This window comes from Gordonia sp. ALPHA1B1 (assembly GCF_005502615.1).
Taxonomy (GTDB): domain Bacteria; phylum Actinomycetota; class Actinomycetes; order Mycobacteriales; family Mycobacteriaceae; genus Gordonia; species Gordonia hongkongensis.
This window is the reverse complement of sequence record NZ_SCOC01000011.1, coordinates 35,347-53,837: the sequence shown is the minus strand read 5'-3', so window position 1 is coordinate 53,837 and position 18,491 is coordinate 35,347. Positions and strand designations below refer to the sequence as shown.

The following is an 18,491-nucleotide window of genomic DNA, read 5'->3' as shown; positions in this document are numbered from 1 at the left end:
TCCATCTCGCCTCGTCGCCTGCCGTCTCGTCCTGCGTTCCCCATTCCCCCTGTGTTCGCTGCGCTCAGTCATCCCCACCGGGACCACTGCCGTCGGAACCATCGTCACCGTAGCGACCCGCGTCCCCGTTCAGGCCGTTGTACCCGTCGGGGTCGTCGAGGCCGTTGTACCCGCCGCGACCGTTGTACCCGACCCCGCGGCCGGCCACACCGTTCTCGCCGACTTTCGGCTCCCCCGCGCCGGGCTGCCGGGATCCGATGATGCCCGGCAGGGTCGCACCGGTCGGCCGCGTCGCGGCACCCGCCGACCAGGCCAGCACGCGATCACGTTCCGCGGGCGTCACGAGCGGACACTCCCCGACCGCGGCATCCGGTCGGGCGGTGAGCCCGTCGAGGAGCGTAACCAGGCGCTGCGCGAGCAGTTCGACGGTCCCCTCGTCGAACAGGTCCGTGGCGTACACCATCGACGCCGACCAGGACCGGTCCGGACGGGCGACCACCGCGACCGTCAGGTCGAGCTGGGCGGACGTGACCGGCGACTCGAGTGGCACGACCCGCAGCCCCTCCGCCTCGAGCACCGGTGAACCGCTGCCGGCGTTGGTCAGCGTGAGCATGACCTGTGCCAGCGGCGAGAACGCCCTCGACCGGGTCGGGTTCAGACGTTCGACCAGTGTCTCGAACGGCACGTCGGCGTTGGTGAAGGCGTCGAGGTCGACAACCCGGGTGTCCTCGAGCAGTTCGGCGAAGCTCATCGACGGGTCGACCTCGGCCCGCAGGACCAGGGTGTTGACGAACATACCGATCAGCTGATCGATCTCGGCGCGTCCGCGGCCCGCGATGGGCGTGGCCACCGCGATGTCGTCGGTCGCGGTGACCCGGGCGAGCAGCACCGACAGGCCCGCGTGCACCACCATGAACGGCGTCATCCCGCGATCGCGCGCCAGCGCCGAGATCCGCGTCGCGACGTCGTGCGGGATCTCGAAGTCCACCCGCGCACCCCGCATCGACGCCACGGTCGGGCGAGGCCGGTCGGCGGGCAGTTCCAGCACGTCGGGTACCCCGGCGAGCTGCCTCAGCCAGTACGTCAGCTGCCGGCCGACCACCGACGTCGGGTCGTCGACCGCCCCGAGCTCGCGTTGCTGCCACAGTGCGTAGTCGGCGAACTGGACCGGCAGCGGCGGCAGCTCCGGCGTGCGGCCGGCCGCACGGTCGCGGTAGGCGGTCACGACATCGGCCAATAGCGGCCGCATGGACTCACCGTCACCCACGATGTGATGCAGCACCGCGAGCAGGACCCACGAACCCTCGCCGCGCTGCCACAACCGGATCCGGACGGGCACCTCGGTGGTGACGTCGAACCCGGCCGACAGCGCGTCGAGAAGCTCGGCCTCCGAGGCACATTCGACGAGCCGGGGCAGCGCGGCCGGACCGTCGGCGTCGTGGACGACCTGCGTCGGCCGGCCGTCGACGGCGGGGAAGGTGGTCCGCAGGATCTCGTGCCGGGCGACGACGTCGCCGATCGCCGCGCTCAGGGCCTCGACGTCGAGCTCGCCGCCGAGTTCGACACCGATCGGCAGGTTGTACGCCGCCGACGCCGGATCGAGGCGGTTGATGAACCAGATCCGCTGCTGCGCGAACGACAGCGGGATCTCCGCCGGTCTGGGCTCGACCCGGATCACCGGAGCGCGCAACCCGCCGCGGTGTTCTCCGAGAGCGGCCAGGGCCCGCGGGGTCGGTGACTCGAACACGTCCCGGACGCCGATGTCGGCGTTCAACGCGTCGCCGACGCGTGCGGCCAAGCGGGTCGCCGACAGCGAGTTGCCGCCGAGGGCTAAGAAGTCACCCGTCACCGACACCGCGTCGACGCCCAGCAGGTCGGCGAAGACGGCCACGACGCGCGCCTCGGCCGCCGTCTCCGGGGCCACGAGGTCGTCCGCCGCGATCTCCGGGGCGGGCAGGGCCCGCTTGTCCAGCTTGCCCGTCGGGGTGAGCGGCAGGGCGTCGAGGACCGTGATCGTCGCCGGGATCATGTACGACGGCAACCGATCCGCGAGATGGTCGCGCAGCTCGCCGACGTCGACGGCAGGCGCCTCCGACGCCGACACCACGTAGGCGGCCAACGACGACGCGACCGACCCGCCGACCCCGAGCACCACCGCGGTCTTCACCGCCGCATGCGAGGTCAGCGCGTTCTCGATCTCGCCGAGTTCGATGCGCAGCCCGCGCAGCTTCACCTGGTCGTCCGAACGTCCCAGGTACTCGAGAACCAGCTCACCCGACGCCGAGCGCACCCACCGGACACGGTCGCCCGTGCGGTACATGCGATCGCCGGGCACCCCGAACGGGGACGCCACGAACCGTTCGGCGGTCAGTTGCGGTCGGCGGAGGTAACCGCGTGCCAGCGAGACGCCGGTGGCGTACAGCTCGCCGGCCATCCCGACGGGCACCGGCGCCAGGCGCTGGTCGAGGACCAGCAGGCCGGTACCCGGCACGGGCGCGCCGATGGTCACCGGTCCGTCCGGATCGAGCGGACCGCTGATGGTGACCGCCACCGACGTCTCCGTCGGACCGTAGGCGTTGTGGAACGCGACCCGGTGCGACCACGCGCGGACGAGGGCGGTGGAGACCGCCTCGCCACCCGAGGCGAGCATCCGCAGTGCGGGCAGCTCGTCGGGTTCGACCGTCGCCAGCACACTCGGTGTCAGGAACACGTGCGTCAGCGCGTGCTCGCGGAGGAATCCGGTGAGCACCTCGCCGCCGACGACCTCGTCCGGCCGGTAGACCAGCGTCGAACCCGAGGTCGAGGCGAGCAGCCACTCGAGCACCGAGGCGTCGAAACTCGGTGAGGCGTAACCGAGTACACGTGAACCCGGACGAATACCGAACCGCTGCGCCTCGGCGACCGCAAAGGCGTGTGCACCACGATGGGTGACCGCGACACCCTTGGGCACACCGGTCGAGCCGGAGGTGTAGATGACGTAGGCGAGCGCGTCGAGACGCGGGACACCCGCCATGTCGCCCGGGGTGAGCGGACTGCCGTCGACCTCGCGCACCGCCTCGGAGAGGGTGTGCACATCGATCGACTCGACGTCGCCCGGGACGTCGACGCCCGAGTCCGGGCCTCGTTGATCGGACGTGATGACCAGTCGCACACCGGAATCGGTGATCATGTGCGCGATGCGGTCGGCGGGCAGCGTCGGGTCGACGGACAGGTACGCCGCACCCAGCTTCGCCAGGGCCCACTGCCCGACCAGACGGTCGACGGTGCGTCCCACCGCGAGCCCCACCACGTGATCGACGCCGATGCCCCGACCGGTCATCCACCGCGCGAGACGATTCGACCGCTCGTCGAGCTCGGCGTAGGTGAGCGATGCGCCGGTGCCGTCGGTGACCGCGACGATCTCGGCATGCGTGGCCGCGACGTCGGCGAAGACCTCGCCCAGCAGTCGCGGCTCCGGCGCCGCCGGACCGTTCACCGGGGCGAGCTCGGCGGCTCCCGCTGCGTCGAGCAGGGCGATCGACGAGGTCGGCCGGTCCGCATCGCCGACGGCCGCCCGCAGGATCTCGCGCAGCGCCGCACCGAACACCCGCACCTGGTCGTCGGCGAAGGCCGACGGGAGGTACTTGAGCTTCAGCAGCAGGCGATCGCCCGACGGTGACGACGCGAGGTTGAGCGGATAGTGCGTCGAGTCGTCGGCATCCACGCCGACGATCTGCAGACCACCGGCCAGCGACGTGTCCGCCGTCGACAGCGAGTCGGAGTCCACGGGGAACGACTCGAACACGGTGAGGGTGTCGAAGAGGGCGCCCATCCCGGCCAGCGCGGTGAGGTCGGCGAGGCCGACGTGCTGATGGTCGAGGACTGCGACCTTGTCGGCCTGCATCGCGGCGAGCACGTCACCGATGGCGGCGTTCGGGTCGACGTCGACGACGCTCGGGACCGTGTTGATGAACAGGCCGACCATGCCCTCGACACCATCGAGGTCCGACGGGCGGCCCGACACGGTCTCACCGAAGGCGACGACCCGGTTACCGGTCATACGCGACAGCAGTACCGCCCACGCGAACTGCAGGACTGTGCTGACCGTGACCCCGCGCTCGCGGGCGAGCTGGTTGATCGCGGCCGTCGTCCCGGCGTCGATCCACTCCTCGTGATTGCGCGGCAACGAGGTGGTCGTGGCCTCCTCGGCGCCGGACACCAGCGTCGGTTCCTCGAGCGGCGACAGCACCTCCCGCCACGCGGCGAGACCTGCGGCCCGGTCGGTGGCGGCGAGACGCCGGACGTGATCGCCGAAGTCGGTCTCCGCGGCGATGGTGGCCGTGTACGTGCCGACCCCGGCGTAGAGCGCGAGCAGGTCCGCGAGGACCAGCGGCCCGGACCAGCCGTCGAGCAGGATGTGGTGGTTGGTCACGATCAGGCTCAGCGTCGTCGCGGAACCGGCGGCGTGCTCGACACCGACGAACCGCATGAGCGGCGGATTCTCCAGATCGAACGGCGTGATCCGTTCGGCGTCGGCGATCTCGCGCACCCGCTGTGCGGCCCCGAGGTCGTCGAGACCCGCCTCCAGGGACACCTCGGACCACGGCAGGTCGACGCGCGGGGGCACGACGGTCACCAGTGCACCTCCGGGCGTACGCACGTACCCGCTGCGCAACACCCGGTGGTGGGCCACCAGTTCCTCTGCGGCCGACCGCAATCGCGAGCGGTCGACGTCGCCCCCGAGGTGCAGGACCGCCTGGGTGACGTAGACGTCCACGCTCGCGGCTCCCGCCGACAGCCCATCGTCGACGGCCGACGGGTCTCGCGACGCCATCTGCGACTGGAAGTACAGACCGGACTGCAGCGGCGTGAGTGGCCAGACGTCCGCACCCGGGAAACGCACCGCGAGCGCGTCGAGTTCGGCCTGGGTGACGGGCGTGCCCGGCACGTCCGACGGCGAGCGGCCCGGGTCGCCGACCGCGGCGACATGCTGCGCGAGCGCGACGAGTTCATCCGCCCACAATTCGGCGAGCGAGGCGATGTCGTCGGTCCCGAACAGTGCCGACGGGAAGGTGAAGTTGGCCGTCAGGCGCCGGGCATCGCCGTCGCTCTGCGTTCCGACGTTGACGCTCAACGGGTTCAGCGCGACCATCGCGCCCGACACCGACGGCGGCATCCCCGGTGCGCTCGGCGCGCCGGTGAACGGGATGACGTCGTGCTCGGGTTCGGCCGCGGGGCGTCCCGCGCGTCCGGCGCCGAAGAAGTTGAACCCGATGCTCGGCAGCGGACGCTGCGACAGCTCGGTATCGGCGCCGTAGCGCAGCACACCGAAACCGAGCCCGCCGTCGGGTTGCCCGAGGCGTTCCTCCTTGGCCGACTTCACCGCATGGGCGACGTCGGTGGACGGATCGACGGCGACCGGGGCGATCGTGGTGAACCAGCCGACCGTGCGGGACAGGTCGACGGCGCGTTCGCCGTCGGCGGTGACGATCTCGTCCTTGCGGCCGTGGCCCTCGACCAGGACCGTCACGGGTGCGACGTCGGCGATGCCGCGCGCGGCCTGCCACGTCCGGACCGCACGGGCGAACGTACCGAGCAGGACGTCGTTGGCGTTGCCGCGGAACGCTTCCGGCACCGAGGTCAGCGCGGCCTCGGTCACCTGCGCGTCGAATGAGTGGACCACCGACACCTCGGTGGCGAACCGGTCCCGCGACGCGTCGAAGTCGATCCCGAGATCGGTGGGCCGGGCCGGGAGCCGCTCGAGCCAGTACGGCAGCTCGGTCGCGCGCCGGTCGGCCTGTGCGCCGACCGCGTGGGCCCACGCCCGCTCGGACGTCGCCTCGGCCCGCAGCGCGATCGGCTGACCTGCTGCCCGCTGCGCCCATCCGATCACCAGGTCCTCGACGATGATCGGCCAGGACACGGCGTCGACACCGAGATGGTGAATCGCCAGGACCACCCGACCGACGCCGTCGACGTCGGTGACGATGCCGGCTGCGACGAGCACGCCGGTCGACGGATCGAGGTGTGCCAGCGCCTCGGCATGCGCGGCGCGCACGTCGGCGTCGTGGCCGGGGGTACCCACCGGTGCGGTCGAGGACCGCGCGAACACGTACGGCGCTGCGCCCGGACTGTCGGTGTGCGAACCATCTGGGCTCTCGCCGGAACCGGCGACGAGTTGCCAGCGGTCGCCGTCGCGGGCGAGACGGGCGGACAGCATCGGGTGTACCGCGATGAGCTCGGACAGCAACTCCGACAACGCGTCCACGGTGAGTCCCGACGGCCCGTGGAGCACCCGGTACTGCGAGAAGTCCGCGAAATCGCTGGGCTCCGATGAATGCTCGATCATCCACGACATCACCGGCAGGAGCGGCATGTCGCCATGCGCACCGCCCGTGGGTTCGTCGAGCGACGGCAGGCGATGAGCCTCGCCGGCGACCACGCGGGCCATCGCCCGGATGGTGCGTTGCTCGAAGATGTCTCGCGGCGTGAGCGTGAACCCCGCGGCGCGAACCGCCGAGGCGAGCTGGATCGACATGATCGAGTCGCCGCCGAGCGCGAAGAACGACTGGGTGACCGACACCCGCTCCAGTCCGAGCAGACCCGCCACGATGCTCGCCAGGGTCTCCTCGGTCGCGTTGGCGGGCGCGACGTAATCGGCGTCGAGCCCCGCGAAGTCGGGTGCGGGCAGGGCGCGGCGGTCGAGCTTGCCCGCGCTGTTCAGCACGACGTCGTCGATCGGCATCCACAGGGTCGGACGCATGTACTCCGGAAGTGCCTGCGTCACCGCGTCGCGCAGGACCTCGAGGTCCACGGTCGACGGCGCGACATAGGCGACCAGATGCTGTCCGCCGCCCGGCGCGTCGACCACCGTCACCGCGGCGTGCACGACCCCGGGCGCAGCCGCCACGACGGACTCGATCTCCCCGAGCTCGATGCGCTGGCCGCGCAACTTCACCTGGAAGTCGGTGCGGCCGAGGTATTCGATCTCACCGTCGGTGTTCCACCGCACGAGGTCGCCGGTGCGGTAGAGCCGCGAGCCGGGCCGGCCGAACGGGTCGGCCACGAAGCGTTCGGCGGACAGTCCCGGTTGCGCGGCGTACCCGCGGGCCACCTGCTCGCCACCGAGATAGAGCTCGCCCGGGACTCCCGTCGGGACCGGGTTCAGCCGCGCGTCGAGCACGTGGGTGGTCGTGTTCCAGACCGGCACGCCGATCGGCACGACCGACGGTGCCCGGGTGACGTCGGCGTAGGCCACCTCGACCGCTGCCTCGGTGGGACCGAACAGGTTCACGATCCGGACGTGCGGCAGCAGCTCGTGGGCGCGGGCCACCACCGCGGGCGGCAGCGCCTCACCGGAGGCGAAGAGCCACCGCAGCGTACCCAGGCGCGAGACCGTCTCGGCCGGTACGACATCGAGGAACACCGACAGCATCGACGGGACGAAGTGCACCGAGGTGGCGCCGCTCGACGCGATCAGGTCGGCGATGTAGAGCGGATCGGCGTGACCGCCCGGTTCCGCGATCACCATCGTCGCACCGGTCAGCAACGGCGCGAACAGCTCCGGCACCGAGACGTCGAAGGTGTACGGCGTCTTCTGGATGATCCGGTCACCCACGGTCCAGGCGTACTCGTCGAGTCCCCACCACAACCGGTTGGCCACCGCGGCGTGGGAGACGGTGACGCCCTTCGGCCGTCCCGTCGAACCCGAGGTGAACAGCGTGTACAGCGCGTCGTCACCGCGGATCGGCCGCAAACGCTCGGCGTCGGTGATCGGCGGAGTCGACGGATCGATGTCGCGGGTCGAATCGACGACGACACGCTGGATCCCGTCGTCGAGACCGGACAGGTCGGCCGCCACGGGCCGCGGTCCGACGAGGAGGACCCGCGCGCCCGCGGTCTCGACCATGTAGCGCACGCGGTCGCCCGGGGCCGCGGTGTCGATGGGCACGTACCGGCCACCCGCCGCGGTCACCGCGTGGACCGCCACGACCATCTCCACACCGCGATCGATGCAGATCGCCACCGCGACATCGGGTCCAACCCCCAGCCCGAGGAGTTCCCGGGCGAGATCGGCGACGCGAGCACCGAATTCACGGTAGGTCAGCTCACGGTCGGCGAAGGTCAGCGCGATCGAGTCGAGCGACCGCGCCCCGCGAAACCAGAGCGCATCGGCCACCGATTCCGCCGGGACGGCGATCTCGGCACCGCGCGATCGTCGCAGTATCTCTTCGACCTCGGCGGGCTCGAGGAGCACCGCCTCGGCCACCGGTGCCTCGGTCCGCGCCGTCAGCTGATCGAGAAGCGCGACGAACCTGCGGGCCAGTTGAGCGACGGTGTCCTCGTCGAACAGGTCCCGGGCGAACACGAACTCGAGCGGCCAGTCGCCGTCGCCCTCGGGGACGGTGACACCGACGGTCAGGTCGAGTTTCGCCGGCGGGTCCGCAGGCACCATCGGTTCGATGTCGAGGCCGGCGACGGACGCCGGGGCCGTATCGGCTCCCATCTCGGGGATCGCCGTCTGACCGAAGGTCAACATCACCTGCGCGAGTGGTGCGAACGCCTCCGACCGCACGGGGTTGAGTCGCTCGACGAGCATCTCGAAGGCGACATCGGCGTTGGCGAAGGCCTCGAGATCGGTCTCGCGCGCCTGCTCGAGGAGTTCGGCGAACGTCATCGACGGAGCGATCTGCGCGCGGAGGACGAGGGTGTTGACGAACATACCGACCAGCGGGTCGAGGACACGCTGGCCGCGGCCCGCCACCGGCGTCGCGATCGCCACGTCCTCCCCCGCCGACAGACGCGCCAGCAGTACCGCGAGCGCCGCATGCACCACGATGAACGGAGTCGCGTCGGCCTCACGGGCGAGATCGCGTACGCGGTCACCGATCTCGGCGGGTATCGCCGCACCGACCCGGCCGCCCCGCTGCGAGGCGACGAGCGGCCGCGGCCGATCGAACGGCAGCGTGAGCACCTCGGGCAGATCTGCGAGTTTGGTTGTCCAGTAGGACAACTGGGCGCCGATGACCGAGTCCTGGTCGGACCCGTCGCCGAGGACCTCGTGCTGCCAGAGCGCGAAGTCGGCGAACTGGACCTCGAGCGGTTCGAAGTCGGGTGCCCGCCCGGCGACCCGCGCGTCGTAGGCGTTCATCACGTCGGCCAGGAGCGGATTCATCGACTCGCCGTCGGCGGCGATGTGATGGACGACCACTGCGACCACGGATCGCCCCGGCTCGACCGGCCAGACCCGCGCACGGACCGGCCAGTCGGCGCTCACGTCGAAGCCCGCGACGATCGCGCTTTCCAGTTCGTGCTGATCCGCCACGATGTCCCAGTCGAGGCGTTCGGCGATCTGCTCGCGCGGGTGGATCAGCTGATACGCCGCCCCCTCGACGGACGGGAAGGTGGTGCGCAGGACCTCATGGCGCCCCACCACGTCGGCCATCGCCTGGTGCAGTGCGTCGGTGTCCAGAGGCCCGGTCACCTGCAACACCACCGGGATGTTGTAGGTCGGCAGCGACGGATCGAACTGGTTGATGAACCACATCCGCTGCTGTGCGAACGACAGCGGGACGAGTTCCGGCCGTTCGGCATTCGCGACGATCGGGGGCAGCGCCTCCGCGTGTCCGGACACCTCGCCCACCAGCGCACGCACCGTCGGCGCCTCGAACAGGTCGCGCACCGAGGTCTCGACGCCGAGCACCTCGCCCACCCGGGCGGCGACGCGCGTCGCCGACAGCGAGTTGCCACCGAGGTCGAAGAAGGACTCGGTCACGCTGACCTGGTCGATGCCCAGGACCTCGGCGAACACCGCGGCGACCGCGACTTCTTGGTCGGTCTCCGGTGCCACGATCTCACCGACCTCGATCACCGGTGCGGGGAGCGCCGCCTTGTCGAGCTTGCCGACCGGGGTGAGCGGGAGCTCGTCGAGCACCGCCACCGATGCCGGCACCATGTGCGCCGGAAGTCGTTCGCCGACAAATGCTCTCAGCTCTGCCGGATCGACCTCGGCCCCGGTGGTGACCACGTAGGCGGCCAGTGCGGTGGCGACCGAACCGCCGACACCGACGACCACGGCCGAGCGGACCGCCGGATGCTCGGCGAGAACTGCCTCGATCTCACCGAGTTCGATGCGCAGACCGCGCAGCTTCACCTGGTCGTCGCTGCGCCCGGAGTACTCGATGACCGCGGCGCCGGCGGAATCCTGCTTCCAGCGCACGATGTCGCCGGTGCGATACATCCGGTCACCCGGGTGACCGTGCGGGTTCGCCACGAACCGATCGGCGGTCAGGCCCGGACGGTCGAGGTATCCGCGCGACAGCGCGCCGCCGTTGACATACAGCTCACCTGCGACCCCGATGGGGACCGGACGCAACTGCGCGTCGAGCACCATCAGGCCCACGCCGGCGAGCGGGCCGCCGAGCGAAACCGGCTCGCCCACCGCCATCGGCGCACTGATGGTCACGCCGATCGTGGTCTCGGTGGGGCCGTAGAGGTTCTGGATCCGCCGGAACGGCGCCCAGCTGTCCTTGAGCGCCTGCGGCACGGCCTCGCCACCGGCGTAGACGACCCGGAGGGCCGGGACGGCCTGCGGTTCGATGGTCGCGAGCACGGTCGGCGTCAGGAACGTGTGGGTGATCGCCTGCCGCATCATGAGGTCCTGCAGCGGCGGGCCGCCGACGGCGTCGGCGGGGCGGTAGATCAACACGCCGCCGGACACGATCGCGAGCAGGTACTCGAGCACCGACGCGTCGAAGCTGGGCGAGGCGAAGCCGAGCACCCGCGAGTACTCGTCGGCACCCGACCGGCGAATCTCCTCCGCGGCGAAGTTCGCGAGGCCGGAGTGGGTCACGGCGACACCCTTCGGTCGCCCGGTGGAGCCCGAGGTGTAGATCACGTAGGCGACGTTGTCCACCCGCACCGGCCCACGACGATCCGCTGCGGTGATCGGCGCGTCGGACAGTGTCTCGATCTCGGCGGACAGCGTGGCGTCGTCGAGACGGAGCCACGAGAAGCGTTCCCCGGGAAGGGTTCCCGACGCCTGGACGGCCAGGCCCAGGATCGCACCCGAGTCCTCGACCATGTTCGCCACCCGTTCGGCGGGATAGTCCGGGTCGATCGGCACATACCCACCACCGGTCTTGGCGACCGCCCAGATCGCGACGAGCAACTGCGCGGAGCGGACGATCGCCAGAGCGACCAGCTTCTCCGGGCCGATGCCCTGACCGATCATCCAGCGCGCCAGGCGGTTCGACCGCGCGTCGAGATCGGCGTAGGACAGCCAGACGTTGTCGGCGTCGACGACGGCCTGACGCGGACCCCACTTCGCGGCGGCCCGGGCGAACAGATCGCCCAGGACGACCGGCTCGGTTCCCGGTCCCCCGGTGACGACCGCGTCGGAGTCGGCGATCGACACCGTTGTGCGCTCCGGCTCGGGTTGCGCTGCGGCGCGGGCGAGTTCGGCCAGCGACATCGTGTCGCCGAGGGTGATCTGCCGCAGCGGGGTCCGGGGATCGTCGACGGCCTCGGTCAGCAGTCCGACGAGCTGCTCGCCCAGGCGGACCGCGGTCGACTCGTCAAACAGGTCCGTGGCGTAGGTGATGGTGCCCGCCCACTCCTCGCCGCGGCCGGGCTGGGTCATCCCGATGAGCAGGTCGACGCGCGCCGGGGTCTGACCGGTGTCCACCGCACTCACCTGGAGGCCGGCGACCTCTCCCACCGACAGGTCGGCGCCGGCGAGCTCCGGCAGGGTGGATTGGTCGAAGGTGAGCCAGACCTGGGTGAACGGAGCGAAGGCCGCCGACCGCTGGGCACCGGCGGCATCGACGACGATCTCGAAAGGCACATCGGCATTCGCGAACGCGCCGAGATCGGCCTCCCTGGTGGCCTCGAGCAGATCGGCGAAGCTGCGGTCGAGGTCGACGCTGGTGCGCAGCACGAGCGTGTTGACGAACATTCCGATCAGCGGATCGAGCACGCGTTGACCTCGACCCGCGACCGGGGTGCCGATCGCGATGTCGTCGGTCGCCGACAGGCGCGAGAGCAGCGCGGCCAACGCCGCGTGCACGACCATGAAGGGTGTGGCGCCGGTGTCCTGCGCGACGCGCGCGATCCGGTCACCGACCTCGGCCGGCACGGTGAAGGAGGCGCGTCCGCCGCGCTGGCTGGCACGAGCCGGGCGGGGCCGGTCGGTGGGCACGTCGATCACGTCCGGCAGACCGGCCAACCGCTCGACCCAGTAGGCGAGCTGGCGACCGACAACGGATTCCGGATCGTCGGGCGAGCCGAGCACGTCGTGCTGCCAGATCGCGAAGTCGGCGAACTGGACCTCGAGATCTGCGAAATCCGGGTCGGCATCGGCGGTTTCGGCCAGATAAGCGGTGACGACATCGCTCACCAGGGGCATCATCGACTCACCGTCGGAGGCGATGTGGTGGGTGACGACCGCGAACACGTGCTCATCCGGCGCCACCTCCCAGATCCGGGCGCGGATCGGCCAGTCGCGCGAGACGTCGAAGCCGGCCGACACCGCGGCCTCGATCTCCTCTTGCGAGGAGACCACATCCCAGTCCAGACGCGCGGCGACCGAGGTCGCGCGGTTGATCTTCTGATACGGCGTGCCGTCGGCGGACGGGAACGTGGTCCGCAGCGACTCGTGGCGCGATACCACGTCGATCAGGGCGGCGTGCAGAGCGTCTTCGTCGAGGGAACCGGACAGACGCAGTACCACCGGGATGTTGTAGGCCGGCGACGTGGTATCGGCTTGGTTGACGAACCACATCCGTTGCTGCGCAAAGGCCAGCGGGATGCGTTCCGGACGCGGACTGACCGCGACGATGGGCGCCCGGGCTGCGTCGAGATCGGCGCTGGCACGGGACAGTTCCCGCACGCTCGGCGCGTCGAACAGGTCGCGGACCGAGATCTCGCTGCCGGTGACCTCACCGACGCGCGCGGCCAACCGCATCGCCGACAGCGAGTTGCCACCGAGGTCGAAGAAGGAGTCGGTGACGCTCACGCGGTCGAGGCCGAGGACGTCGGCGAACACGGCCGCCACCGCGGCCTCCGACTCATCGGCGGGCTCGACGTACTCACCGGCGGAGAACACCGGCTCAGGCAGTGCACGACGGTCGATCTTGCCTGCGGTGTTCAGCGCGATGTCCTCGACGGGCATCCACACGCTGGGCCGCATGTACTCCGGGAGCGACGCCGCGACAACGGACTTCACCGCGTCGATGTCGAGACGATCGCCCGGGACCCCCGCCACGTAACCGACGAGGTGTTCGCCGCCACCGGGCGCCGTGGCCACCGTCGCCGCAGCGTGCACGACGCCGGGCGCCGACGCGATGACCGCTTCGATCTCACCGAGTTCGATGCGCTGTCCGCGCAGCTTGACCTGGAAGTCGGTGCGGCCGAGATACTCCAGCACGCCATCGGGACGGCGGCGCACCAGGTCGCCGGTGCGGTACAGACGCGAGCCCGGCTCGCCGTACGGGTCGGCGACGAATCTCTCGGCAGTGAGGTCCGGGCGGGCGGCGTAACCGCGGGCGAGTTGGACCCCGCCGAGGTAGAGCTCGCCGGGCACGCCGGGAGGGACCCGGCGCAACCGCGAATCCAACACCACTGCAGACGAATTCCAGACCGGAACGCCGATGGGCACCGTCGGATCATCCGCGGCGACGGAGTGAATCCGCTCGAACGTGATCTCCACCGCGGCCTCGGTCGGGCCGTACAGGTTGAAGAACCAGGCATCCGGCCACAGTTCGCGCACCGGTGCCGCGACCGCAGGCGGCAACGCCTCACCCGTGGTCGAGACGATCCGGAGGGTGTCGAGCGCGGCGAGCTGTTCGCGGTCGACGACCTCGAGGAACACCGAGAGCATGGAGGGCACGAAGTGCACCATCGTCGTGCCGGTGCGGGCGATCTCGTCGGCCACCTGCCGCGGATTGAGGTGACCACCGTCGGCGAGGACGACCACGCGCGCGCCGATCGCCAACGGCGCGAACAGTTCCGGCACCGAGCAGTCGAAGGTGTACGGCGTCTTCTGCATCACGACGTCGTCGGGGCCGATCGGCAGCGCGTTCAGGCCCCACCACAGGCGGTTGAGCACGGCCGCGTGTGAGAGGGTCACACCCTTCGGACGTCCGGTCGACCCGGAGGTGAAGAGGGTGTATGCCGCATCGTCCGGGCGCAGCGGCGCGAGTCGCTCGTCGTCGGACACCGGGGCGGCGGACGCCGCGTCGACGTCCAGCTGTGCCGAGGCGTCGACGGTCATGACACGGACCCCGGCCTCGTGCGCGGCGTTCACCGCGCCGGGTACCCCGTCCGCGTCGGCGACCAGCAGCACTCGCGCACCGGCGGTCTCGTACATGTAGCGAACGCGGTCCGCGGGTGCGGCCACGTCGACAGGTACGTACTGACCACCGGCGGCGACGACGGCATGGATGGCCACCATCATCTCGACCGATCGCGGAACACACAGCGCCACAGCGACATCCGGACCGACCCCGGCGGCGATCAGGGCACGGGCGAGCGTGTTGACCCGGGCCGAGAACTCCGCATAGGTCACCTCACGCTCACCGAAGACGAGCGCGGTCGCGTCGGGTGTGCGTCGGGCCTGCGCGGCCACGGCCTCGCTGACCGTCTGCACGGCCGGCAACTCCACAGGATCGCCCCATTCGGCGGTCTCGATCTCGGCCACCGTCGCCGGCGCGACGAAGGGCGCGTCGCCCACTGCGGTTCCCGGAGCCGCGGTCAACGCGGCGAGCAAGCGGGTGAAGCGGTCGGCGAACTCGACGACGGTCGCTTCCTCGAAGAGGTCGGTCGCGTAGATGATCGACAGCCCCCAGTCCTGGCCGGCCGCCCCGGACGTCACCGTGATCCACAGGTCGGTCTGCGCGGTGACCGCGACCTCGCCGTACGGTGTGACCGTCAACCCGCCGGCGTCCCCGAGCGCCTCGGCGGCCGAGGCCGCCGGATCGAACGAGAAGGTCACCTGCGCCAATGGTGAAAACGCCTCGGAGCGAACCGGATTGAGACGATCGACCAGGGTCTCGAACGGGACGTCGGCATGCGCGAAGGCGTTGAGATCGGTGTCGCGGACCTGCGCGAGCAGACGGTCGAACGGCTGGGCACCGTCGACCGCGGTGCGCAGCACCAAGGTGTTGACGAACATGCCGACGAGCGGATCGAGCACCGCCTGTCCACGACCGGCGATCGGGGTGGCGATCGCGATGTCGTCGGTGGCCGACAACCGAGCCAACAACACTGCGAGCGCCGTGTGCACCACCATGAACGGCGTCACATCGGCCCCGCGTGCCACCTCTGCGACACGCGCACCGATCTCAGCCGGGATTCCCACGTCGTACCGGTCACCCCGGCCCGACGCGACCGCCGGACGCGGCCGATCCGCCGGCAGCTCGAGCACATCCGGCAGACCGGCCAACTGTGCAGTCCAGTAGGCCAATTGACGTCCGACAACCGATTCCGGGTCGTCCGCGGAGCCGAGCACGGAGTGTTGCCAGATCGCGAAATCGGCGAACTGCACCGTTAGCGGCACGAAACCGGGAGCCTCGCCGACGACGCGGGCGCCGTACGCGGCAACGAGATCGGAGACGAACGGCGCCATCGACTCCCCGTCGGCGCCGATGTGGTGCAACACGATGGCGAGCACATGCTCCCCGGCCGCGGCGCGCCAGAGGCGGACACGGATGGGCCACTGGGTCGTGACATCGAAGCCGGCGGTCACGGCTGCGACGAGCTCGTCCTGGGAACCGGCGATACCCCAGTCGAGCCCATCGGCGACCGATGCCTCGGGATGGATGAGCTGATAGGGCACGCCGGCCTGATCGGGGAAGGTCGTCCGCAGCACCTCGTGCCGTCGGACGACGTCGACCAGCGCGCTGTGCAGGACATCGGCGTCGAGATCACCCGACAGACGCAGCACGGCCGGGAGGTTGTGCGTTGCCGACCCCGGCTCGAAACGGTTCAGGAACCAGATGCGCTGCTGCGCGAACGACAGCGGAATCAGTTCCGGTCTCGGGGAGACGGCGACCACCGGGGCCACGCCGGCGCCACGACCTGACAGCCGGGCGACGAGTTCCCGTACGGTCGGCGACTCGAAGAGGTCACGCACCGACACCTCGACGCCCAGGGCGTCGCCGACCCTCGCGATGACACGAGTCGCCGACAGGGAGTTGCCGCCCATCTCGAAGAAGGACGCTGTGACACCGACTTCGTCGACGCCGAGGACCTCGGCCACGATGTCGGCGACGCGGCGCTCGGCTGCGTTCTTCGGCGCCACGAAATCGTCGAAGCGGATCTCCGGCGCGGGGAGCTCGCGACGGGCGACCTTACCCGCGGTGTTCAGCGGCATGGCGTCCAACGGCATCCAGACGCTGGGACGCATGTACTCCGGGAGAGCACCGGCGACGACGTCCTTGACTGCATCCAGATCGACGGATGCAGGTGCCACGTAACCGATCAGCTGGTCGTCGACGACCGTCGCCGCCGCGTGCACCACGCCGGGTACCGACATCAGCACGGATTCGATCTCGCCGAGCTCGATCCGCTGCCCGCGCAGCTTGACCTGGAAGTCGGTGCGCCCGAGGTACTCGAGTTCGCCGGAGGTGTTCCAGCGCACGAGGTCGCCGGTGCGGTAGAGCCGCGCACCGTTGTCGGCGAAGGGATCTGCGATGAACCGTTCTGCCGTCAGACCGGGCTGTCCCGCATATCCGCGAGCGACCTGCGCGCCGCCGAGGTACAGCTCACCCGCGATTCCGGCCGGTACCGGCCGCAAACGGGAGTCGAGGACCCAGGTCGTGGTGTTCCAGCCCGGACGACCCATGGTGACGGACTCGCCCGGCACGACGTGCGTCGTGGTGAGATCCACGGTGGTCTCGGTCGGACCGTACTGATTCAGCAGACGCACGTCCGGGGAGGTGCGGTGCAGATTCGCGGCCAGGGAGTCCGACAGTGCCTCGCCACCGGTGAACAGGTGCCGGAGGGACGTGCTGCCGGACTCGTCGTCGGCCAACTCCAGGTACACCGCGAGCATCGAGGGAACGAATTGCACCGCGGTCACACCATGCCGACCGATGAGGTCTCGCAGGTACCGGGGATCCGCGTGTCCGCCCGGCGCGGCGACGACCACTCGACCGCCCGTCATCAACGGCCAGAACATCTCCCACACCGAGGCATCGAACGTGTACGGGGCCTTGAGAAGGGTGATCTGCTCAGACGCGTCCGGCACCAACGAACCTCGCCAGGCCATGAAGTTCATGACCGCGGAGTGTGGGACGGTCACCCCCTTGGGCCGGCCGGTCGAGCCGGAGGTGAACAGCGTGTAGGCGGCGTCATCGGGTCGAATCGGTCGGACCCGATCGGAGTCGGAGATCTGCTGGGTCGAGGGATCCACTGCGGCCGAGCGGTCCACCTCGATCACGCGTACGCGGTCGGCCGTCCCGGCGAGACCGGTCGGGGACTCCCCCGCAGCGACGAGCACCACTCGGACACCTGCGGTGTCGACCATGTACGCCACCCGGTCCGCCGGTGCGCCGGTGTCGATGGGGACGTACTGACCGCCGGCGGCGACCACGGCGTGGGCGGCGACCACCATCTCGACCGAACGATCGATGCAGACACCCACTGCCACGTCGGGGCCCGCTCCGGCCGCGACCAGGTCCCGCGCCAGAGCCGAGACCCGGGCGCCGAACTCGGCGTAGGAGACGGTGCGGTCCTCGAACACGATCGCGACATCATCAGGCGTGGCCGCAGTCTGGGCCACGACGGCGTCGGCGAGCGACCGTTCGGCAACGGCGACCGACCGACCGACCGACCAGGTACGCACCGTGTCGAGCAGCGATGCGTCCGCGAAAGCGATGTCGGCGGACAGCGTGTCCGGATGCTGCGCCATCGCGGCCAGGATCTGCGCCAGCACCTCGGTGAACACCCGGATCTGGGCGTCGTCGAAGGCAGAGGGCAGATAGGAGAGACCGAGAACTATCTCGTCCCCCCGGCGCGAGGTCACGAAGCTCAGGGGGTAGTGCGTTGCGTCGGTGGTCTCGACATCGAGCAAACTGACCCCTTGGCCGGTGTCCACCTCGGAGATCGATTCGACGTCGACCGGGTACGACTCATGCACCGCGAGCGTGTCGAACGCCACCGGTGACGTGACCGACGAGAGGATGTCGGACAACCCCAGGTGTTGGTGATCGAGGACCGTCACCTTCTTCGCCTGTACGTCGGCGAGGATGTCCAGAACCGAGGACTGCGGATCGACGTCGACGACCGCGGGCAGCGTGTTGATGAACAGGCCGACCATCGACTCGACTCCATCGAGATCCGACGGCCGCCCCGAGACGGTTTCGCCGAACGTGACCACCCGGTTGCCCGTCAGCCGCGACAGCAGGATCGCCCATGCCACCTGCAGCGCGGTCGCCGTGGTGATGCCGTGGTCGCGCGTGAGCGCGTCGACCGCCGAGGCGACGCGAGCATCGACCACCACGTCATGCCGC

The 18,491-nt window shown here is 70.3% G+C and carries 1 protein-coding gene (running past one end of the window); it reads right to left on the bottom strand.

The genetic code is table 11. The features are described from left to right. Positions 1-64: 64 nt before the first annotated feature. A protein-coding gene (locus tag FFS52_RS09720; protein ID WP_137809555.1) for a non-ribosomal peptide synthase/polyketide synthase crosses the window boundary here: on the bottom strand, positions 65-18,491 show its final stretch. 21,740 nt of this gene lie beyond the right edge of the window; 18,427 of the gene's 40,167 nt are visible here — the last part of the coding sequence; its start codon lies off the right edge, out of view — the gene reads right to left on this strand; it ends in the stop codon at positions 65-67.